Raw genomic sequence first — 20,675 nt, forward strand, 5'->3', positions numbered from 1 at the left:
CGTTCTATTCCGGTTCTGTTCGTTAGCCTTGTCAGACCTTGTATTACTTGGACTGATTCGCCAGGAAAGCGTCGATCTGGCTCTGCAGTTCGGTCTGCACCTTCTCGATGCCGGCGGCTTTGAGCTGCTTCACCAGATCGGCCTGACCGTCCTTCAGGTTGCCGATGAGGCCGTATTCCAGCGGAATCGCGTAGCGCAGCATCACATTGCCGATATTGGCGACTTCCGTCTTCACCTTGCTGTCGTCGAAGACAAAAGTCTCGAGCGGGAAGTGATAGACCTTCTCCTGCCATTTTGCCAGCATGTCGTTGGCTTCCTGCGGATAGGCTTCGTCCTGCCGGTTCAGCGGGGAGTTCCAGCCCCAGCTGGAGAAGCCGCTGAAGTTATAGTTGGCATTGCTCGGACCGGCCTTCAGCTTGTCGTCGCCGATGGCTTCATAGTGCTTGCCGTTGATACCGTACATAGTCAGATCATGAATTTCCTTGTCGTTCTGAAGCAGGTCGATCAGCATCAGCGAACGTTCGGCGTTCTTGGAAGTCGCGTGAATCGCCATGCCGTTCTGCGTCGAGATGGCGCCGATCTTCTTGCTGTCCGGCGTCAAGTCGGCTATCGCCATTTCCACATCCGGCAGATCGCGGCGGGTCTCCTGAATATTGGAGGCCAGGGTACCCAGGTTCTGCGCATAGGAGCCGACCTTGCCGGCTTTCATATCCTGCCAGACATCGTTCTTGTTGCTGACAATATTCTTCGACCAGGCGCCGCTGTCGGCTAGGTCTTTATAGTACGTCAGCAGACTGGCGAATTCCGGCGTATCGTACACATTGAATACCTTGGCGGAAGCGTCGTCCAGCTTGTACGCCAGCGGGAAGTTGTAGTCCACCAGGTTCCAGTCGTTCTTCTGCTCCAGCAGGATCTGATCCAGTTCATGCCATTTCCAGCCGTCGGCCGGCTTGGCGCCGAATGCGTTCATGCCCTTCTCGTTCTGGGCGATGGCTTTCAGATAAGCCGCATACGTCTCGGGGCTGGTCACCGGCTCCAGATTGTATTTCTTGCGCAGATCTTCGCGGATCAGCACCGCCTTGTCAGTCACTTCCTGGTTGTTGTTCGGCACCATGTACAGCTTGCCGCCCACCTTGGCCTGGTTCCAGGAGACCGAAGGCATCGCTTTCCAGGTCTGCGGCGCGTATTTCTGCAGCATATCGTCGGTCAGCTCCATGAAGCCGCCCTTCAGCGCCTGGTCGTTGTAGAACGCCCAGTTGGCGGTGTATACCACATCGAAATCTTCATTGGCCGCGAATTTCAGCGGATACTTCTGCTGCCAGTCGGCCCAGTCCAGGAATTCGGCGTCCACGGTCGCATTGATCTTGGTCTTGAGCAGCTCGTTGAGCTTGCCGAAGACTTCGTCGTAATCCGCCGGCTTGCCGCCGACCAGCACCATCTTCAGCTTGACTTCCTTGGAGGTATCGACCGCTCCGGCGGCCGCCGAAGCGCCGGCGGATGCCGCCGGCTGCGCCGTAGAGGACGCGGCATTGCCGTTGTTGTTATTGTTTCCGCCGCAAGCCGTCAGGGCGGCGGCCATCGTCATCGTCGCGGCCAGCGCCGCGATTGTTGTTTTTTTGCCAGATTTCATCGTTCTGTTACCCCCTTGAGAATGTTGTTGCATGTAGTTCCTTGCTGCGGGCTGCCTCAGCCCTTGACTGCGCCGATCGTCATGCCTTGCACGAAATACTTCTGAACGAACGGATACGCGAGCAGAATCGGTCCGGTTGCCACAATTGTCATGGCCATCTTCAGGCTCTCCGTCGGCAGATTCGTGTTCACCACGGCGCCCGCCTGCATCATGGCCTTGCGCATGCCGTCCATATTGCCCAGCATTTTGTAGAGGTAGTACTGCAGCGGCATCAGCTCCGACTTGGAGACGAACAACAGCGCGTTGTACCAGTCGTTCCAGTAGCCGAGGGCGATGAACAGCCCGATGGTAGCCAGCACCGGCTTGGAGAGCGGAATGATGAGACTGCGGTAGATTCGGAAGTCGCCCGCCCCGTCAATCTTCGCCGACTCCGCAATCGCTTCCGGAATGCCGCTCATGAACGACTTCATGACGATGATATAGAACACGTTCAGCAGCATCGGAATAATCAGGGCCAGCATGGTATCCTTCAGATGCAGATAGTTGACAATCAGCAGGTACCAGGGCACCAGACCGCCGCTGAACAGCGTCGTGAAGAAGAAGTAGAAGGAGAAATGGTTGCGCCATTTGAAATCCTTCCGGGCCAGAACATAGGCGGTCATGGAGGTCAGGAACAGCCCCAGAACCGTGCCGATGGCCGTGACGCTGATGGTGACGCCGTAGGCGTGCAGCATGTCGGCCGGATACTTGAACAGCAGGTGGTAGGCTTCCGTCGAGAATGTCGGCGGAATCAGCCGGAAGCCGTTCAGCGTGATGGCCTTCTCATCGGTCAGCGAAGACGAGACCACGAGCCAGAAGGGCAGCAGGCAGAACAGGGCGAGCAGCGCCAGGGACGTGTATCCGACGATTGACAGAATCAGCCGGTCTTTCTGTATCTTCTTCTTGCCCGCAGGCGCAGCCCCCGTAAGGTTCCGGTCTATAGCAGTGGTGCTCATAGCGTTCTCTCCCCTCTTCTAGAATAGCGCATGGTCTTTGTCGTATTTGCGGACCGCGTAGTTGGCCAGCAGGATCGTTGCGAAGCCAAGCACGGATTGGAAGAATCCCGCCGCCGCCGACATGCCGATGTCGTTGGAAGTAATCAGCGAACGGAAGACATAGGTGTCAATGACATCTGTTGACGAGAACAGCAATCCGTTGTTGCCGACCATGTTGTAGAACATTCCGAAGTCGCCGCGGAAGATGTTGCCGATCGCCAGCAGCACCAGAATGATAATCGTCGGCATCAGGTTGGGAACCGTTATCTTTCGTATCCGCTGGAAAATGTTCGCGCCGTCGATCTCCGCCGCCTCGTACATCTCCGTGTCGATCCCCGTGATCGCCGCCAGATACATCACCGTGCCGTATCCGAGCGCCTTCCAGGCCGAGACGATAATCAGAATGAACGGCCAGTAGGCCGGGGTATTGTAGATGTCGATCCGCTCGAGACCAATCGAGGTCAGCAGCGAGTTGATCGTGCCGACATCGAAGTTGAACAGGTTGTACGCGATCGCTCCGACTACGACCCATGAGAGGAAGTAGGGCAGGAACAAGATCGTCTGCGTAATTTTGCGGAACCACTTGCCCGCGACCTCGAAGAGCAGGATGCCTGCGCAGATTTGCAGCAGATTGTTCACGATAATAAAGGCGATATTGTAGAGCGCCGTGTTGCGCGTGACTCTGAAGGCGTCGCCCGATTCAAAGAAGAACCGGAAGTTGTCCAGCCCGTTCCACGGACTGCCGAAGATTCCCCCGTTATAGTCGTATTTCTTGAAAGCCAGCACCACGCCGGCCATCGGCACATAGGCGAAGAGTAGAAAAAACAGCACACCCGGCAGCAGCATCAGCAGAAGCGTCCGGTATTTCTTCACATCGCTCCAAAAGCCTGTTCTCATTTCGTCACTCCCTCTTTCCCTCTCTGCTATATCTCAAGTATAGGGAAAGGCGCTTTCATGCGGGATTGGCGCCAGCAATTAAAACTAATACTTTTTCTACGATTTCAAATTCGGAGGCCTCGGCCCCACGGAAAAGGCGGACCCCGGAGGCCCGCCGCAGCGCTAGACTTTATGCTTCTTCCGGTACTCGCCCGGGGTCATATCCAGGTGCTGCTTGAACTGCCGGTTGAAATAGATGATGTTCTTGTAGCCCATCCGGTCGGCAATCTCGTAGATCTTCAGGGACGGATCGCCCAGCAGCTCACAGACGCGCTTCAGCCGCCGCTCATTCAGGAAGTCGCTGAAGTGCTCTCCCGTCTCCTCCTTGAACAGATAGCCCAGATAATTCGGCGTAAAATCGAAGTGGCCCGCCACTTCCTTGAGGGTAATCTTCTTCTCGATGTTCTCCTCGACATAAGCGATAATGGCGTCGATCAGCTTGCGCTTCTGGCGCTGCCGCTTGACGTACAGCAGCTCCGACAGCTCGAAGAAGCGCCGCCGCAACCAGGACACCACGTCATGCACCGTCTCGAACCGGAACAGCAGGTCCGGCTGATGGCTCTCCCAGCGGAGCAGCTCGTACAGATTCTCGTTCATCTTCAGCAGCTCGGCATGCAGCTTGGACGTCAGGCGGATAATCAGCTCATACGTCTGATTCTTGCTCGACAGCGCCGCCCCTCCTCCGAAGAGGCCGAGCAGACAATCGTCGATCCTCACCAGATCGTATTCCCGGATGGCAGCCACCAGCTCTTCGGTCTGTTCGTCGAAGCGGCTGACCGCCGTCTCCCCCGCCGATACCGGCGTCGCTTCCCGGAGAACCCGGTTCTTGCCGAGCAGCCATTTGGCGCTGAGCGCCGCCTGCGCATTGCGGTAGGATTCCCACAATCCCGGCGCGTCCTCTGCGAAGCAGCCCAGGGACAGGGTAATCGTGAAGGTGGTCTTCCCGCCGATATGGTGCCGCACCAGCTCGCCGGCCAGCTCCAGGAAGCGTTCCTCCGGCGGCGAAGCCAGCAGCAGATAGCGGTCCTGATGATCCGGGATCAGCGTTCCCATCTGATGGTCGGCCACGAACTGCCGGATCAGCCGCACCACCTCGCCGAGCTCCGAACGGCGTTCCGCCTCGCTTCTGCCCTTCAGCTTCCAGTCCACGTCGTCAATCTCGATCAGCGCAGCCGCCGTGCCGCCCGCCAGAATCGGGTCCAGGAACGATTGAATGCAGTCCCACTGCCGATCATCGCTGTTCAGCCATTTCAGCAGCAGCTCTTCATTGACCAGCGACAGCGCCTGCGTGAAGCTGCGGTTCTCCTCGCGCTCCGCCTCCACGCTCCGGCACAGCTCCGCCAGCGTCCGGTACAGCTCCGCATCCTCCACCGGCTTCAGCAGGTAGGCGGAAGCGCTGAGCTTTATCGCTTCCTTCGCGTAATTAAAGTCCTGATGCCCGCTGATGAAGACAATCTTCACCTTCGGATTGATCTCCTTGGCCCTGCGGGCAAATTCGGTACCCGTCATGATCGGCATCCGGATATCGGACAGAATCAGATCGATCCGCTCCGTCTCCATGATCTTCAGCGCGCCGAATCCGTTGTTCGCCGTTCCGGCCACGGATACATCGAGGCCGCTTGCCAGCACCCGGCGGCGCAGCCATTCCAGATCTACCGCTTCGTCATCCACCAGCAGCACATTGATGCTCACTGCCCGATCCCTCCTCTGCCTGTACTCTCTCAGAATAAAAGGCGTCCCGCCCCGGGAATACCCGAGCGGCGCAATCAAATGCCATACTTTTGCAACGAAATGCCGCAGGAAATTCCAGCCGCTTCTATACTTCGGGCGTCTCCGGCATTTCCGGCTGCTCCAGCGGCAGCAGAATGCGGACGGTCGTACCTGCGCCGTAGACGCTGGCGATGGTGACCCCGTAAGACGGGCCGTACCGGAGCTTGATCCGTTCGTCCACATTGCGGACGCCGTACCCGGCCGAATCCGCCTTGCCCTCCATAATGGCCCGGACCGTCTCCCGCCGCATGCCGATTCCGTTGTCGATAACCTTCAGCTCCAGATCGCTGCCAATCCGCGCCCCGACCAGCACGATCGAGATCGACTCCCCGAACCACGCGTGCTTGAACACATTCTCTACGAACGGCTGCAGTATGACTTTGATGATCGGCACATGCAAAATCTCCTCGTCCACCCGGACATGCACCTGAAAGGCATCGGCATATTTAACCTTCTGAATCTCGAGATACGTCTCCACCTGGCGCAGCTCCTGCTCCACCTCAACATGGGCATGGCCCTGGTTCAGAGTCAGCCGGTAGAACCGCGACAGCCCCTGCACCATATCCGTCACCTTCTCCGCTTCGCCCAGATTGGCCAGGCTGCTGATCGTCGAGAGCGTATTGTACAGGAAATGGGGGTTGATCTGCGATTGGAGCGCTTCGAGTTCCGCCTGCTTGCGGCGGATATCCTGCACATAGACGCGGCTGATCAGCTCCTGGATGTTCTGGCCCATGACGTTGAACGCTTCCGCGATCTGCACGAATTCATCGTTGCCCGAGAATCGGATGCGCTTCTGGAAATTGCCCTCCTGGAACGAGTGGACCAGCCGGACAATCCGCGACATTTTGCGGCCCGACAGCCGGGCGACCAGAAGGCCGATCGCGGCCATCACGATGAAGCTCGCGCTGCAGACAATAATGATCCGCTGCTGCATCCGGCCTGCATCCTTATGCAGATACGACGACGGGATCAGCGTCTCGATGACGAGGCCGTTGCCTGTAATCTCTTCCCGCAGCGTCAGGTAGGAACCGGCCTTGATCTCTTCTGTGGACCGGGTGCGGCCCCGCTCATACAGCAGGTCGCCCGTCCCCGCATCCAAGAGCCGCAGCGTAATTCCCTCATCGACAGGGAAAGTGTCGAAGTTGCCCAGCAGATCGCTGAGCGCGGCCGTAATACGGACATACCCGATCACCGTCTTGTAGTCGCTGTACGAGACGAGCCGCCGGATATGCGAGATATTGCCCAGCTCCCGGTCCGTATCGACCTGCAGCCAGATGTTGTCCCGCTCCGATTCCCGGACTTCCCGGTACCAGGCTTTGTTCTCGATCTCCTGATAAGGCAGAATATAATAATCGCTCCGTTTGATCGGTTCGTTCAGGTTATCCCCGGAGACGATATTCAGATTGTCGTTGAACGTGTACAGCATCAGCCGGATGTTGTTGCCGAACAGCTTCAGCGGCGACTGGATCTGCGGCACAATCTCATCGGTCATAATCAGGTAGATATCAAGCGGCGTTCCCCGCTTCTGCAAGGCACGCTGGAACGATATGCTGCCAAAGAGCGTGTCGCTCATCCGCTGAATTTCATCCATCTGATAGCGGATATTGCTTCTGGCCTGCTGCATCCCCGTCCGGATGTTCGTCTCGGCCATCTCCGTCCGCGAGCTCACCAGCATGGAGTAGGCGATATAGCCGATGACGGCATCGGTCAGCAGGACGAGCAGCAGATAAGGGATCATCGTTTTATAGGTAAAAGGCATGTACCGTTTCATGGTCATCATTCCTTGCCTCGAATTGAAACGCCGGAACGCAGTCCGTTCCGGGCGGACTGCCCGCCGTTCGTTCTCATTATACGGACGGCTTCCGCCCGAAGACAATGGAGATAAAAGGCAGCGCCGCGCCGCCGCAGCGGCCGCCGGGCAGCGCGTCAGGGCTGCCGGAGTACCGGCAGCCCTGGGAACGGAACGTGTATTATTGGGCCGGATTGGCCGCCAGGAATTCATCGATCTGGCGCTGAACTTCGGCAATGATTTTATCAAGACCGGCAGCCTTGGCCTGCTTCTGCAGCTCGGCCAGTCCTTTATCGACGTCCTTCACCATGCCGTATTCCAGCGGAATGCCGTAGCGGAGCATCACGTTGCCGACATTGGCGACTTCGGTCTTCACACTGCTGTTGTCGAAGACGAAGGTCTCCAGCGGATAGTGGTACACGCCGCTCTCCCATTTCGCGGTCAGCGCATTGGCCTCTTCCGGGAAGGTCGCATTGTCGCGGTTCAGCGGGGAGTTGAAGCCCCAGTTGGAGAAGCCGGTGTAGTTGGCGTTCTTCTCGGCGTTCGTGTACTTGTTGTCGCCTACGGCGTTGTAATGGACGCCCGCGATGCCGTACATCATCAGGTCATGCAGTTCCTTGTCGTTCTGAAGCAGGTCGATCGCCATCAGCGCCCGCTCGGGATTCGAGGAAGTGGCATGGATCGAGAAGCCGTTCTGGGTCGAAATCGCGACGGACTTCTTCTTGTCCGGCGTTACGTCCGCCAGCGCCAGCTCGTACGGCGTCTTCTTCTCGCGCATGTCGGTAATCAGCGATCCCAGCGTGCCGAGGTTGTGCGTGATCGAAGCCGTCTTGCCTTCACGGAATTCCTGCTGGTGATCGAGCTTGCTGTTGAGCGCGCTCTTCGACCAGGCGTTGTGATCGGAGAGATCTTTGTAGTAGTTGACCAGGTCTTTGAATTCCGGCGTCTCGTATACGTTGAAGATCTTGCCTGCCGGATCGTCCATCTTGAAAGCAATCGGGAGGTCAAAAGAAAGCATATTCCATTCATTCTGCTGCAGCAGCAGCACCCGGTCCAGGTTGTGGAACTTCCAGTCGCCCGTCTCTGCCGTGAACGGCGTTACGCCCTTCTCCTTCTCGGCAATCGTCTTGAGATAGTTCGCATAGGCTTCCGGGCTGTTGATCTCCGGCAGATTGTACTTCTTGCGCAGGTCTTCGCGGTACAGAATCAGCTTCTCGACCGACTCGCCCCGGTTCTGCGGCACCATGTAGAGCTTGCCCTGCACCTTCGCCTGGCCCCAGCTTACTTCCGGCATGGAGGCCAGCGTCTGCGGCGTATACTTCTTCAGCATGTCTTCAGTCAGTTCCAGGAAGCCGCCCTTGAGCGCCTGGTCGTTGTAGCCGGCCCAGTTCGCGGAATAGATGAGGTCGAAATCTTCGTTGGCCGCCAGCTTCAGCGGATATTTCTGCGCCCAGTCCGACCAGTCCAGGAATTCGCTGTCCAGCGTGGCGTTGATCTTCTCCTTCAGCTTCTTGTTGATCTCGCCGAATACCGAATCATAATCCACCGGCTTCGGTCCCACAAAAATCATCTTCAGCGTGACCGGCTTCGACGTATCCACCGTTCCGGTATCGCCGGCCGTCTGCGTGGCCGCAGCCGAGGCCTTCGGTTCCGGAGCTGCGCTCCCCTTCGCTTGGTTCCCGTTGTTATTGTCGTTGCCGCAGGCGCCGAGCATCGACATCATCAGGATGCCGGACAACAGCGTAAGTCCGCTTTTCTTTTTCATTGCAACTATTCCCCCCATCGGAATGCTGTAACCGTTTACAAACCCAGTATATCTAAACTTGGGCCCGCTTCGAATTCAGCCGGACAACGATAACGCATACTTTTGCAACGACTTCTGGCGGCAGGTGCTATAATGAGGCGGTAAGCGCAACCATTAATCAGGGAGAGGAAGATACGGTGTGAGCCATACATCGACCCTACTATTTATCGGAGACTCCATAACGGACGGCAACCGGGGCCGCAACAACGACCCCAATCATATTCTGGGCCACGGCTTCGTGTTCATGATCGCCGGCCGGCTCGGCCTGGAGCTCGGCGGCGAAGCGCCGCTCGTCGTCAACCGCGGCGTCAGCGGCGACCGGGCCTCCGACCTCTACGGCCGCTGGAATGAGGACTGTCTGGCCGTGAAGCCGGACATCGTCAGCATTCTGGTGGGCGTCAACGACGCGCTGGCCGTCGTTGCCGGCGACGACCGGGGCGCAAGCGACCGGTTCGAGCGGGCTTACGGCCACCTGCTCGAAGAGACGCGCCTCGCGCTGCCCCAAGCGCGGATTGTCCTGTGCGAGCCGTTCACGCTCCGCACGCCCGCCACGGAGGACCGCTGGGCGGCCTGGGAGCCGAAGATGGCGGAATACCGCCGCACGGTTCGCAGTCTGGCGGACCGCCACCGGGCGGTATTCGTGCCGCTCCAGGATCTCTTCGACGCGGCATGCAGCCGCGGCCCGGCCGAATTCTGGCTCTGGGACGGCGTCCACCCGACCGCCGCAGGCCATGAGCTGATTGCCCGCCGGTGGATGGACCGGGTCTGGAGCCCTTCGCAGGCCCGGTAAGGCGGCGTCCGGCCAGCCCTGCGGAGAGCCCGGCCGCCCTGCGGGGGAGCCTTGGTATTGTCTTCCTGCCGGCGCTGGCGTAAGATAAACCTACCAGATTTTTACTTGAAAGGTGGGAATCCGCATGAGTGACTTCTTCAATGCCGGCCCCCCGGGCAATTCAACGAATCCCGAAGGCCACAAGGCCCATCATGAGGCCAATGCACACAAGCTGCATACCGAAGGAGCCCACGGGTTCGGCAGACAGGTGCTCGATCTGCTGATCGGCGTGGCCATCCTGGCCGCTGTCGTGACCGTATTCATCTGGATCTTCCGCTGATTCCGCCGGAATGAGAGAAAGGAACCGCCTGTTGTCAGGCGGTTCCTTTCTTCTGTTGAAGACGTGATTCCCGGATGAGCCGGAACTCCGTGGTCGTGAAAGCGGTCTGTGCGCAGAGCACAAAAAGCTTGAACCAAAGAGGCACTTCCATAAAGACAGCGGCAGCAAGACCGCACACTCCCGTAAGCCCGACCCCGGTCTCCAACAGACGACGCCGCCTGCCGGAGTGCTGCTGCTGAATCTGCGCTTCCAGCAGATAAATGAAAGCTATCTGCAGAAATAACAGCAGCATGAACCCCGAGCTGTAAGTCAGCCAACCCTGCAAGCAGCCGGCTGCGATCCAGGCCAGCACAAGCCCGGCCAGAGTCAGAAACCGGCTTATCCGTAGGTTCACCAGTCGCCCTCCTCAGCAGGTGCCCGAAAGGGCTTTTCCCCTTATCTTCGCACCGTCCGGATGAATTTCTCCAGCGCTTCCGTGCCGGTGATGCTCCGGTTGCATTCCCGGTTATCCAGACAAATGTAATGTCCGAAGATCGAGAAATGATCCGGTGAAGCATGAACGGCCCGGGTGTGCACCGAGAAGAAGGCCAATTCATGGTTCCGGTTGCAGAATACGCAGTATCCTTTCTTGTTGACCGGAGTCAACCTTCCTTCGATTCCGATATACTGCCCTTCCAGCGGATACACAATGAACAGCCGGTTCGTCGCGATATCCGTCCAGCTCAGGTAGGTAAGCTCCCGGAAGTCGACAGCTTCCAGATCGGGCAGTTTCAGCTTTTTATGTTTAGGGAACAGCTTCTGAAGCTGCTTGGGCGTAATCGGCGGCATCGGCTCCCGGTAAGGCTCCAGACCGCTTAAATATTCCTGAAACTCCTCTGCGGTCTGCAGGGAGGTCAACCGCCCCAGCATCTCCCGCCGCTCTTCGGTCAAATCCGGGAACTGCTCGAAGATGCTTGCCGCGGCGCTGTGCCGTACCGTCTCAATAACGCCGCGGTCCGCGACGCTCCGCAGTGTCTTCAGAACAAAGTCCGCTTGCTTCTGAATAACGTTCATTTGGTGGTTTCTAATAAATGTCATGGACATTCCTGGTCAGCCCCTTATTATTGGATAGATAATGATAATGCCAATAAGGTGCAGGGCCCGTTAATTAGAAACGATAAACCGTCCGGGCGATCCGATTCTCTTCTCGCACCTCACGCAAAGTATCGCCCCTGTTTCAGGCTCTGCATGAGGACTTCCTAGTCCGTGAGCAATCTCGGCTTGCCATCCCAACAACCCCCTCATTCACTCGAATACGGATAGTATACCAAAAATTAACCGCCGCACGGAACCCGTCCGTTACGGCGGTTAATAGATCCATAGATTAGGGGAAACTTGCGGTTCGGCAGCCTTAGCCTTGCCTGCCCGCTTCCTGCAGCGGCCGCCCGGGCTGCTTCTCGGTCGGCTTCCCGGCCGGCCTCTGCCCGCCGTAGACCTCCCGGACGATATACAGCGGACGCCCCTTCGTCTCCTCATAGATTCGGCCGATATACTCGCCGAGGATGCCCAGCATCAGCAGCACGAAGCCGTTGAACGTCAGTGTAATGCCGATCATCGAAGCCCAGCCTTTAACGGCGGAATCGGTGAAGAGCGCCAGATACAGGACGTACAGCAGATACAGGAATCCCGAGGCCGAGAGCAGCGCGCCGAGAATGCCCGCCAGCTTCAGCGGCTTGGTCGAGAAGGACGTGATTCCGTCCAGCGACAGCTTCACCATCCGTTTCAGCGGATATTTGGTCTCGCCCGCCAGCCGTTCCTCGCGTTCATATTCCAGCGCCTTGTGCCGGAATCCCACCCAGCTGACCAGCCCGCGCACGAACCGGTTCTTCTCCGGCAGACGCTTCATCTGTTCGACGACCTTGCGGTCCATCAGCCGGAAGTCTCCGGTGTCCACCGGGATGGAAATGTCAGTCGAGTAGCGCAGAATGCGGTAGAAGGCGCTGGCCGTCCATTTTTTGAACAGCGATTCGCCCTTGCGCTTCACACGCTTCGCATAGACAACCTCGTAGCCCTTCTTCCATTCCGCAATCATCTCCGGAATCAGCTCCGGCGGGTCCTGGAGATCGGCGTCAATGATGACGACCGCGTCTCCCCGGGCATAGTCCATTCCGGCCGAAATGGAGATCTGGTGGCCAAAATTGCGGGAGAAATCAATCAGCCGGACACTCGGGTCCCAATAGCTGTATTCCTCGATCATCTGGGCGCAGTGATCCGTGCTGCCGTCGTTGACGAAGACCAATTCATAGGCCTCTCCCGTCTCCTCCATGACCTTCGTGATCCGCCGGTATGTCTCCTGAATGACCTCTTCCTCATTGTACATCGGGATGATAATGGAATAGCGCATGTCTGAAACCATGAGCAGCTCCTCCTTGATTCTTCATTCTTGCCTTAACCGTTCCGGCTCCCGGGCTTCATCCTACTCCGCCGTCACTTCGTACAGCGTGCCGCTCGCCTGGCCCGAGCCGGCCCATTCCGAGGACGGCACTTCGGTGCCGTGCTCCGTAATCCAGCTGGTCAGGCTGGAGCTGCCTTCGCGCCCGCCGCCCATGCCGCCGCCGGGAATCAGGAAATACTTGACCGCTCCGCTCTTCACGAGCGTTTCCAGCGTCTCTTCGGTGTAGACGACGTCCGAACTCGAGAACCCGTTCAGAATGACGACCTTCTCGCCGGCTACAATATACGGTCCGCCGGTACTGTAATTCATCGTGGCCATCAGATACTTCTGGCCGTCGTTGTGAGCCTTAAGATAAGCAACCAGCGATTCGTTCACGCTCCCGGCTCCGTTGCGTCCGAAACCGCTCATATTGCCCGGGAGACCCGGAAGGCCGGACAGGTTCGCCGGCAGCTCCGCGCCGGAGCCTGGCAGTTCGCCCGCCGCGGCACCGCCGCCCGGGAACCCCGACGGGAAGCCGCCGGTTCTGCCGGGGCCGCCGCCCATTCCGCCGCCGTCCGGTCCCGCCGCCGGCGTCATACTGTTGCCGCCGTAAGTAATCGGCGTCAGCGCCCAGTAAGCCGGACCGATGAAGAGGATCAGCAGGCCGAGCAGCGCCGCCGCTCTTGCCGCCGGCTTCGCAGCGCTGCGGATCAGCCTGAAGGCGGCCAGCAGCGCTGCGGCTGCAAGGCCTGCCGCAAGCACGCCGACCGACCATCCCCGGCCGATTGTATCGTTGTACGCCTGAAGGATGTACCACTCGAACGCCGCCGTTGCCAGCACCGCTGCGGGCAGCAGCCAGCCCAGCCAGCCGGCGCGCTCCCGGTAATGCGCGCGCATCGTTACAAATCCGGCCCCTACCAGCGCCGCCACAGGCGGAGCCATCATAATGAGATAGTACTGATGGAAGAAGCCTGCGATGCTGAAGAAGCCCATAACCGGAACGAGCCACGCCAGCCAGAAGACGCCCTCTTTATGCCGGTCGGTGATGTTCCGCCGCCGCAGATCCGAGAAGAGGCCGATGCAGCCGAAGAGAAGGAACGGAATCAGCCAGCTCGCCTGACCGGACAGTTCCTGCTGAAACAGCCGCAGCGGACCGGCCGTGCCGGTATTGAACATGCCGCCTCCGCCGAATCCCCGGCCGCCGCTGGCTCCGCCGCCGAACGAACGCCCGTCCTCGCCGCCGCTCCGGCCCGGAGAGCCGCTCTGGCTTCCGTCCGTGCTCCGGCGTCCGCCGTCTTGACTCTGACGTCCGCCTCCGTCTTGGCTCTGGCCGCTGCCGGGAGCACCGCCGGCTCCGGGAGCGGCCTGTCCGTCTCCGCCGCCGTTCATCGGCGGCATCTGGCCGGCTTCCCCGCCGGGGAAGCTCCACTCGCCGCCTTCCCCGCCGGGCATCTGCGGCGCGCCGCCGCCGAAGCCGCCGCCTCCGGCATTCCGGTCGCCGGTCAGCCGGGCGACCCCGTTGTAGCCAAAGGCCAGGTTCAGCACCGAGTTGGTGCCGCTGCTGCCGATGTAGGGGCGCTTGTCGGCAGGGACCGAGTCTACAATAACGGCCCAGGAGAGCGAGACTGCCAGCAGCACCGCCGTGGAACCGGCGAGGATGCCGGTTTTTCTTTTCCAGCGGACCTTGGCTGCGATCAGGTAGAACAGGTAGAAGGCCGGAAGCACCATGTAGGCTTGCAGCATCTTCTCGTTGAAGGCCACGCCGATAAGGCCGAAGGCCGCAAGTACGCTTCCGGTCCGGTTCAGCCGTGTCCCGCGGAACAGGAACCAGGCCGCCAGCAGCAGCGTGAATACGAGCATCGAATCAATGTTGTTCGTCCGCGATACCGCCGCCGCAACCGGCGTCAGCGCCATCGCCAGCGCGCCGATCCGGGCCGCCGTCCGCCCGAACCCGGGCTTCACCAGCAGGTAGACCAGCAGCACAGAACCGACTCCGGCCAGCACCTGCGGCAGAATGACACTCCAGCCGTGCAGGCCGAAGATCCAGGCGAACAGCGTCTGAATCCAGAAGACGACCGGCGGCTTGTCAACGGTCACCGAACCCGCGGAATCGAGCGAGCCGTAGAAGAAATTATGCCAGCTCTGCAGCATGCTTCCGACCGCCGAGGTGTAGAACAAATTGCCGTATTCGTCGTCCCAGATGCCGTACCCGTACAAGCCCGCCGCCGCCAGCAGAATCACCAGCAGGACCGGATCGGACCCCCATCGTCTGATTCGGTTCATCTCATCCTCCACTCCATTTCCCTCTATCTTTAGGGCGGGCACAGGCCGCGCCGCATTTATGTAAGGGTAGTATCGCACCGCCACCTTAACGGTCTATGAGTGCAGGCTGAATGTTTGCTGAAGGCTGCTGGAGGGGACGAGATACGGAGTATTCGAGGGGTTGCCGCTAAAAATATATCGGAAGAAACAGAAAAGAGGGCTTTCCGCCCCTCTTGTTCATCTTATCGCTAAACTGTCGTTGCCTCATATGCTACTGTAATCTCACATAGGTTCTTCGTGCAGAAGGTCAGTTCAGAAGGAGATAAACTGAAAGGAGATTAACTGAATGGTGAGAACGATTTATATCGTGCGGCATTGCCAAGCCGAAGGGCAAGCGCGCGAAGCGAAGCTTACGGAATCCGGCCGCAGGCAGGCGGAGCGCCTTGCCCATTTCTTCCTGGATAAGAACATCGATTATATCGTTTCCATCCTTTTGAAAGGGCTTACCAGACGATTGCTCCCTTGGCGGAACGCACAGGCATCGAAGTGGTTCTGGATGAGAGACTGGCCGAGAGGGTTCTGTCGGATGTGAACCAGCCGGATTGGCGGGAGCAGCTGCGCAAGACCTTTGAAGACCTGGATCTGTGTTACGAAGGGGGCGAGTCCAGCAGCACCGCTATGAACCGAGGAGTTCGTGCAGTAATGGAGGCGCTGAACCGCGAATACCGGAACCTCGTGTTCGTGTCACACGGCAATCTGATATCTCTTCTGCTTAAGTATTTTGAGCCCCGGATCGGATTTAAGGAATGGGAAGCCCTATCGAACCCGGATGTATTTCGGTTAACCTTCGCGGGAGAGCCTGCGCCAACCCTTCACCGGGTGTGGGAGGAATAAGCTTCCCTGTCCGTAACCGCTTGCTCCAGTTCCCGGGTAACCCTTGCATTCTCGCGGATCATAGGGTCTTCCTGCGCTTGGGCTGCTGCTTGGGCGGAGGAGGGTTTCAGGGAGAAGGTCGTAATCTGATAGATGATCCCGTCACCTCCCAGCGTATTTACATACACCCGTGGAAGCTCATCGCCTAACCCGGGCAGTCTCTCCGAAGTGAAGCCGTCGATCCGGCTCATGCTCAGGAAGGCCTGCCCCTTCTGGCGGGGGCTGTAATACAATCCTACTTTCGTGGCCAGGCTAGCATCCCTGCTCTTGATATAGAACTCTTTCTTCATGGGAGCGGCCGCATTGTCCGACACAGCATCGAACCGGGTAGAGGCCCACCTCTTGTCGGGGTCCTCCGGATAGGCAATGACCGCCGGCTGCTCGTCGATAAGGAGTGCTGATCCGTATTTGTCCCGAAAAACATCCACGATGGACCCGGCCGCAGCGGTATAACGCTCATAAGACATCCCGGGTTCATGACCCGGCTTCAGACTGGAATACGTTACGCCTGCGACTGCGGTCAGCGCAGCGGCGCATACTACGAAGAATAGGGCCTTTTTCTTCAAATTGCCGGAAACTCCCTTCTGCAGGATAATCGAACATATTCTTTTATTTCCTATAAAGAACCGGCCATTCACTCTTCGCACATCTCCGCCAGCTTCATCACCGTGTTCCAGTTGCGCGCCGTTGCCGACAAGCCGAGCAGCTTGTCTAGGGACAGCTTGAACAGCGGCGAATCGCTCATCTTCGTGCCGAACAGCACGTACATCTCCCGGCCGGCAACGTGAATGCGGTCCTCGGCTTCGCCGTACGGCTTCAGGCGGGCCAGCGCCGCTTCGTCCAATTCCCGGGCCAGCAGGAACAGGTGCAGACGCTTCCCGTCCTCCGGAGCGGCGGGCGGATAAGGATTGCGCTCCACAATCGCCCTCCACTCCGCTGCGCTGCGGACCATCACGTCCGCGCTGTAGCCGAACGTCTCGCGGATGATCTGCTCCAGCGTCCGGGCCGTCTCGTCGTCCGAACCCGCCGGCGAGTCGAAGACGACGTTGCCGCTCTGAATATAGGTCTTCACCTTCCCGAATCCGCGGGCGGTCAGCTCCTGGCGGAGCGTCTCCATCTTCAGCGTCTTGCCGCCGACATTGATCCCGCGGATCAGTGCGACCGTCTTCTCTGGCGTTCCATTCCTCATCGCGCTGCCCCCTCCCCCTCTTCGTCTTCATAAGCGTTCCGGGTCGCTTCCGCTTCCAGCCGGACAGCCCCGAAATATTCACCGTATAAACGATTAACGACCATAAGAATGGCTAGACACTCCCCAGTGTCGCCCGTCTCCAGCGAGTGATTGGCATCGTCCATCCGGTACAGCGCCACATGCGGGTGCCCGCTAAGATCCTCCGCCAGACGCGGAGGGAACAAAGGGTCGGCGCTGCCATAAATGACCATTCCTCCGGTCTCGGTGATGAACGGCACCGTCTCGGGCAGAGGAGTCAAGTAAAGGCAGTCGACCGGCCGGGTCTCGCGAGCGGCGAGTTGGCCCGCCACAACGGTTCCGATGCTTTTGCCGATATACACAAGCCGGGCGGCTTCCGGGAACAGACCGATCGCCTCGCCGCACTCCCGGGCCAGCACATCCAGCTCTTCCTTCTTCAATTCCTTGCGGGCGCTGCGGTATCCGTATTCCAGCTCCAGCACATTGAAGCCCTGCCCCAGCGCCGAACGAACGGCGTAGTAGAGCAGCGGCTGCTCGGCCGGATAATTCTTGCCCGGAAAAATTACCGCGAGCGTGTCCGAGCCCTGATCGTAATATTTATGCCGGGCGTCCCGCCCCCAGTGCGAGGGCAGGCTGATCCATTTGATGTCCATCCGCTGGACCTCCTTTATCTAAGGCAGTCTGGCATGGCTTGAAAAAAAGCCCCGTCCGGGGCAAGATGATAGGAAAGCCCGGCCGGACTCCGGCCGCCATCATCCTGACAACAAGGAGGCATCCGTTTCATGAAGCCTTTTACCGAACAGGCCATCGCCGTCATCTCTTCCATTCCGGAAGGAAAGGTCATGACCTACGGCGGAGTTGCCGCCGCAGCCGGCAGTCCGCGGGCTGCCCGTCAGGTCGTTCGCATTCTGCACGCAATGAGCCGCAAATACCGGCTGCCCTGGCACCGGGTCGTCAATGCCCAGGGCCGGATCGCGCTCCAGGACGCCGAGGACGCCGACCGGCAGAGACTGTATCTGCTCTCGGAGGGCGTCGAACTCGACGAACGGGGAACCGTCGATCTGGACCGTTACCGGTATGTTCCCGGCGCAGACGAAGGCGGCGCGGCGGACGCATGAGATCCGCCCGATCCCCGGGCATTCAACAGACTGTAGAGCGTGGCGTACACGATCAGCAGCACGAAAGCCATGAAGGCCGTGAAGAACAGCGACTGCCGGTTCACGCTGTCCACCATCAGCCGGTAGAGCTGGTGGCGGTCGGTGAGCACATCCCAGCTGTTCAGCCGGTATATCCGCCCGAGCAGCACCCCGTACCCGCCCAGCAGGCAGGCGGCCAGCACGAAGATCCAGGAACGGACCCGGCCGCTGCGCTTGCAGATAACGGACTGGAACTGGTACAGCGAGAAGAAGCCGGTCAGCCAGGCGCTCCAGGTGAACAGCAGCAGCATTGCCAGGTCGTACCAGTAGCGGCTCTGTACCGCTCCTTCCAGGATATAGCGGCGGCTGCGGACGGTGAGATGCAGCAGGTCTGTCATAATATACGGCGCGTTCGGAAAAAACAGCAGCCAGGCCGCGCCCAGCGGGATCAGCAGGATCGTTCCCCGCTGCGACCGGTCCAGAGCGTAGGCCGCCGTAGAGAACAGGAACGGCACCCAAGCGAGGAACAGATTCCACAGCATGAACCGGTAATAGGTATCCGTCCGGTCGGCCACCACCAGGTAGACGCCTATGGATACAGCCGAGAGAGCGGCCAGAAGGACAAGCAGCTTGACGGGATTCAGCGATTTCACCGGACAGGTCTTCTCCTTTCCGATCTGTAAGTCTTTGCTATGATTGTACCTGCCCGGGAAGGGGCTGTGCAACTTGCGGCCGCTCCCTGCGCCCGGCCGTCCTACATCTCATTGGACTGGATGCCCGCGCTCCAGTCCCAGGCCGCCGTGCGGCCGCGGCTGTAGCCGGTCAGCCCCTGGCGGGGCCGACCCTCGCTGCCCGAGAGGACGCCGCACTCGCGGAAGGCGGCGTACCGGCACCCGGCGCATTGGCCGCGGTCGATGCCGCTCTGCGCCGACAGAATTGCTTCCTCGGTATGCGCGCAGAAATTCGCCGCTCCGATCCGGTCATAGAGTCCCGACTTCTTCAGCAGCTCCAGTGGCTGCGGCTGGATGCCGGAGATCAGAAGCCGTCCTCCGGCCGACCGGACGCGGCCGGCCCATTCGGCCAGATGGCTCTCGCCCGTCAGATCAATCAGCGGCACTCTGCCCATTCGGAGAATTATCGCCTTCGGTCCGTCCGGGACCAAGGGCGGCAGCGCATCCCCGAAGCGGTTCGCCGTCCCGAAGAACAGAGGGCCTTCAACGTTGTAAATTCCGATCTGCGGACAATCCTGCCCCGCCGATACCTTTTGCGGCAGCACCTTGACCGATTCGGGATCGGGCAGCGCCTTCGCCACGCCGTGCGCTTCTCCCATCCGCTTCACGAACAGCAGGACCGCCAGGGCAAGACCGGCCTCCACCGCTGTCGGCAGGTCGGTAAAGACGGTCAGCAGGAACGTCACTGCAAGCACCAGGGAGTCTCCGGTCCGCGTCTTGAGCAGCCGCACGCAGGCCTTCCGTTCGCTCATATTCCAGGCGACCATCATCAGAATCGGCGCCATCGCCGCGAGCGGAATCCGCGAGGCATACGGCGCCATGGCCAGCAGAATCAGCAGCACTGCGGCGCCGTGCACGACGCCCGACACGGGCGAGGCCGCGCCGCTGCGGATATTCGTGGCCGTCCGGGCAATCGCGCCCGTGGCCGGAATGCCGCCGAACAGCGGAGCGCAGATGTTGGCGATGCCCTGCCCGATCAGCTCCCGGTTGCTGTCATGCCGGGAGCCGGTCATTCCGTCGGCGACGACGGCCGACAGCAGCGATTCGATCGCGCCCAATAGGGCGATCAAGAGGGCGGGCCGGATCAGCGATACGATCCGGTCCCAGGTGACGGCCGGAACGTGGAAGGCCGGCAGTGTGCTCGGAATGTCGCCGTAGGACGTTCCGATGGTGGCCACCTGGCCGGGGAAGCAGAGAGAAGCGGCCAGCGTGGCGGCGACCAGCCCGAGCAGCGAGCCCGGCAGCTTCGGCGCGAAGCGGGCGGCGGCCAGCAGAACAGCCAGACAAATGCAAGCCGTGGCGATGCTGTAGCCGTTCACGGTTCCCAGACGAATGGCGACCTCATGCATGTTGCCGAGGAAGGCCTCATGCCTCCGGACGCCGCGCAGTCCGAGGAAGCTCGCGATCTGGCCCGTGAAGATAATGACAGCGATACCGGCCGTGAAGCCGACCGTAACCGGCTTCGGAATGAACCGGATCAGACCGCCGAGCCGCAGGAGTCCCATCAGCACCAGAATGACGCCGGCCATCAGGCCCGCAATCAGCAGATTCTCATAGCCGTAGCGGGCGCCGATTGCGAACAAAATCGGAATGAAGGCCCCTGTCGGCCCTCCGATCTGGAACTTCGATCCGCCCAGCAGCGAGATCAGCGTACCCGCCACAATTGTCGTGTAAATCCCGTATTCCGGCTTCACCCCCGAAGCAATCGCGAACGCCATGCCAAGCGGTATGGCAATGACGCCAACCAGAATTCCGGCAATCAGATCCTTGCGCAGGCTTGCCAGATTGTAGCCCTCGAACCGGCTTTCTCTTTTCATTTCCTAACCTTCTTTTCTCTGAATATCTGATAATTTGAATATAAAGCCAAGACTACTCCTGCCCTGCCGCGCTGTCAATGCGTTCTGCTTCACCCCGGTGCTGT

Annotated in this window: 18 protein-coding genes and 1 pseudogene; 4 read left to right on the forward strand and 15 right to left on the reverse strand. The window is 59.6% G+C overall.

All coding sequences use genetic code 11. The features are described 5' to 3' along the window. Window positions 1-43 precede the first annotated feature (43 nt). From F4V43_RS17985 to F4V43_RS18010, 6 genes are all read right to left on the reverse strand, one after another. Window positions 44-1,630, reverse strand: coding sequence for a DUF3502 domain-containing protein (locus F4V43_RS17985; protein WP_150459648.1), 1,587 nt, complete (start codon window positions 1,628-1,630; stop codon window positions 44-46). A 56-nt stretch (window positions 1,631-1,686) separates the two neighbouring features. Continuing rightward, complete coding sequence (locus F4V43_RS17990; protein ID WP_150459649.1) at window positions 1,687-2,625, reverse strand: carbohydrate ABC transporter permease; 939 nt, start codon at window positions 2,623-2,625, stop codon at window positions 1,687-1,689. Between the two features lie 18 nt (window positions 2,626-2,643). Further along, window positions 2,644-3,561: an ABC transporter permease gene (locus F4V43_RS17995; protein ID WP_150459650.1), complete on the reverse strand. Its 918-nt coding sequence runs from the start codon at window positions 3,559-3,561 to the stop codon at window positions 2,644-2,646. Window positions 3,562-3,723: 162 nt separating this feature from the next. Then, a complete protein-coding gene (locus F4V43_RS18000; protein WP_150459651.1) occupies window positions 3,724-5,292 on the reverse strand; it encodes a response regulator in 1,569 nt (522 codons plus the stop codon). Between the two features lie 124 nt (window positions 5,293-5,416). After that, a complete protein-coding gene (locus F4V43_RS18005) occupies window positions 5,417-7,141 on the reverse strand; it encodes a sensor histidine kinase (RefSeq protein ID WP_150459652.1) in 1,725 nt (574 codons plus the stop codon). 199 nt (window positions 7,142-7,340) lie between these two features. Then, on the reverse strand, window positions 7,341-8,924 hold the full coding sequence (locus F4V43_RS18010) for an ABC transporter substrate-binding protein (RefSeq protein ID WP_191089642.1): 1,584 nt from the start codon (window positions 8,922-8,924) through the stop codon (window positions 7,341-7,343). Window positions 8,925-9,102: 178 nt separating this feature from the next. Here F4V43_RS18010 and F4V43_RS18015 point away from each other — a divergent pair, with 178 nt between their 5' ends. After that, entirely contained in the window at window positions 9,103-9,753 is a 651-nt protein-coding gene (locus F4V43_RS18015; RefSeq protein WP_150459653.1) for an SGNH/GDSL hydrolase family protein, read from the forward strand. 124 nt (window positions 9,754-9,877) lie between these two features. Continuing rightward, window positions 9,878-10,072: a hypothetical protein gene (locus tag F4V43_RS18020; RefSeq protein WP_150459654.1), complete on the forward strand. Its 195-nt coding sequence runs from the start codon at window positions 9,878-9,880 to the stop codon at window positions 10,070-10,072. Between the two features lie 34 nt (window positions 10,073-10,106). Here the strand turns inward: F4V43_RS18020 and F4V43_RS18025 are convergent, their stop codons facing one another. From F4V43_RS18025 to F4V43_RS18040, 4 genes are all read right to left on the reverse strand, one after another. Then, window positions 10,107-10,466, reverse strand: coding sequence for a hypothetical protein (locus tag F4V43_RS18025; protein ID WP_150459655.1), 360 nt, complete (start codon window positions 10,464-10,466; stop codon window positions 10,107-10,109). Between the two features lie 41 nt (window positions 10,467-10,507). Continuing rightward, entirely contained in the window at window positions 10,508-11,155 is a 648-nt protein-coding gene (locus F4V43_RS18030; protein ID WP_150459656.1) for a FusB/FusC family EF-G-binding protein, read from the reverse strand. A gap of 307 nt (window positions 11,156-11,462) precedes the next feature. Further along, the gene (locus F4V43_RS18035) at window positions 11,463-12,467 is read right to left on the reverse strand and encodes a glycosyltransferase family 2 protein (protein WP_150459657.1); all 1,005 of its coding nucleotides are present in this window, start codon (window positions 12,465-12,467) and stop codon (window positions 11,463-11,465) included. Between the two features lie 60 nt (window positions 12,468-12,527). Further along, window positions 12,528-14,768, reverse strand: coding sequence for a glycosyltransferase family 39 protein (locus F4V43_RS18040; protein WP_150459658.1), 2,241 nt, complete (start codon window positions 14,766-14,768; stop codon window positions 12,528-12,530). Window positions 14,769-15,096: 328 nt separating this feature from the next. Here F4V43_RS18040 and F4V43_RS18045 point away from each other — a divergent pair. Continuing rightward, window positions 15,097-15,641: pseudogene (locus F4V43_RS18045) on the forward strand (histidine phosphatase family protein). Here F4V43_RS18045 and F4V43_RS18050 read toward each other — a convergent pair. The 3 genes from F4V43_RS18050 to F4V43_RS18060 form a co-directional block, all read right to left on the reverse strand. After that, on the reverse strand, window positions 15,620-16,246 hold the full coding sequence (locus F4V43_RS18050; RefSeq protein ID WP_150459659.1) for a hypothetical protein: 627 nt from the start codon (window positions 16,244-16,246) through the stop codon (window positions 15,620-15,622). The pseudogene F4V43_RS18045 and the gene F4V43_RS18050 sit on opposite strands and share 22 nt — an antisense overlap. Before the next feature lie 68 nt (window positions 16,247-16,314). Further along, on the reverse strand, window positions 16,315-16,869 hold the full coding sequence (locus tag F4V43_RS18055; protein WP_150459660.1) for a DUF1697 domain-containing protein: 555 nt from the start codon (window positions 16,867-16,869) through the stop codon (window positions 16,315-16,317). Then, window positions 16,866-17,540 carry a hypothetical protein gene (locus F4V43_RS18060; protein WP_150459661.1) on the reverse strand — a complete coding sequence of 225 codons (675 nt, stop codon included), beginning with the start codon at window positions 17,538-17,540 and terminating at the stop codon, window positions 16,866-16,868. Before F4V43_RS18060 ends, F4V43_RS18055 begins: the two co-directional genes overlap by 4 nt. 129 nt (window positions 17,541-17,669) lie before the next feature. On the opposite strand from F4V43_RS18060, the gene F4V43_RS18065 reads away from it, so the two are divergent. Next, a complete protein-coding gene (locus F4V43_RS18065) occupies window positions 17,670-18,005 on the forward strand; it encodes an MGMT family protein (RefSeq protein WP_150459662.1) in 336 nt (111 codons plus the stop codon). Here the strand turns inward: F4V43_RS18065 and F4V43_RS18070 are convergent. Both F4V43_RS18070 and F4V43_RS18075 read right to left on the reverse strand, forming a co-directional pair. Then, entirely contained in the window at window positions 17,957-18,676 is a 720-nt protein-coding gene (locus tag F4V43_RS18070) for a DUF1361 domain-containing protein (RefSeq protein ID WP_150459663.1), read from the reverse strand. The genes F4V43_RS18065 and F4V43_RS18070 overlap by 49 nt on opposite strands. A 101-nt stretch (window positions 18,677-18,777) precedes the next feature. Beyond that, window positions 18,778-20,571 (reverse strand): SulP family inorganic anion transporter, encoded by a 1,794-nt coding sequence (locus F4V43_RS18075; protein ID WP_150459664.1) that lies wholly within the window; start codon window positions 20,569-20,571, stop codon window positions 18,778-18,780. Window positions 20,572-20,675 lie beyond the last annotated feature (104 nt).

Origin of the sequence: Paenibacillus spiritus (assembly GCF_008710135.1) — a bacterium.
Classification (GTDB): Bacteria; Bacillota; Bacilli; order Paenibacillales; family Paenibacillaceae; genus Paenibacillus_AQ; species Paenibacillus_AQ glufosinatiresistens.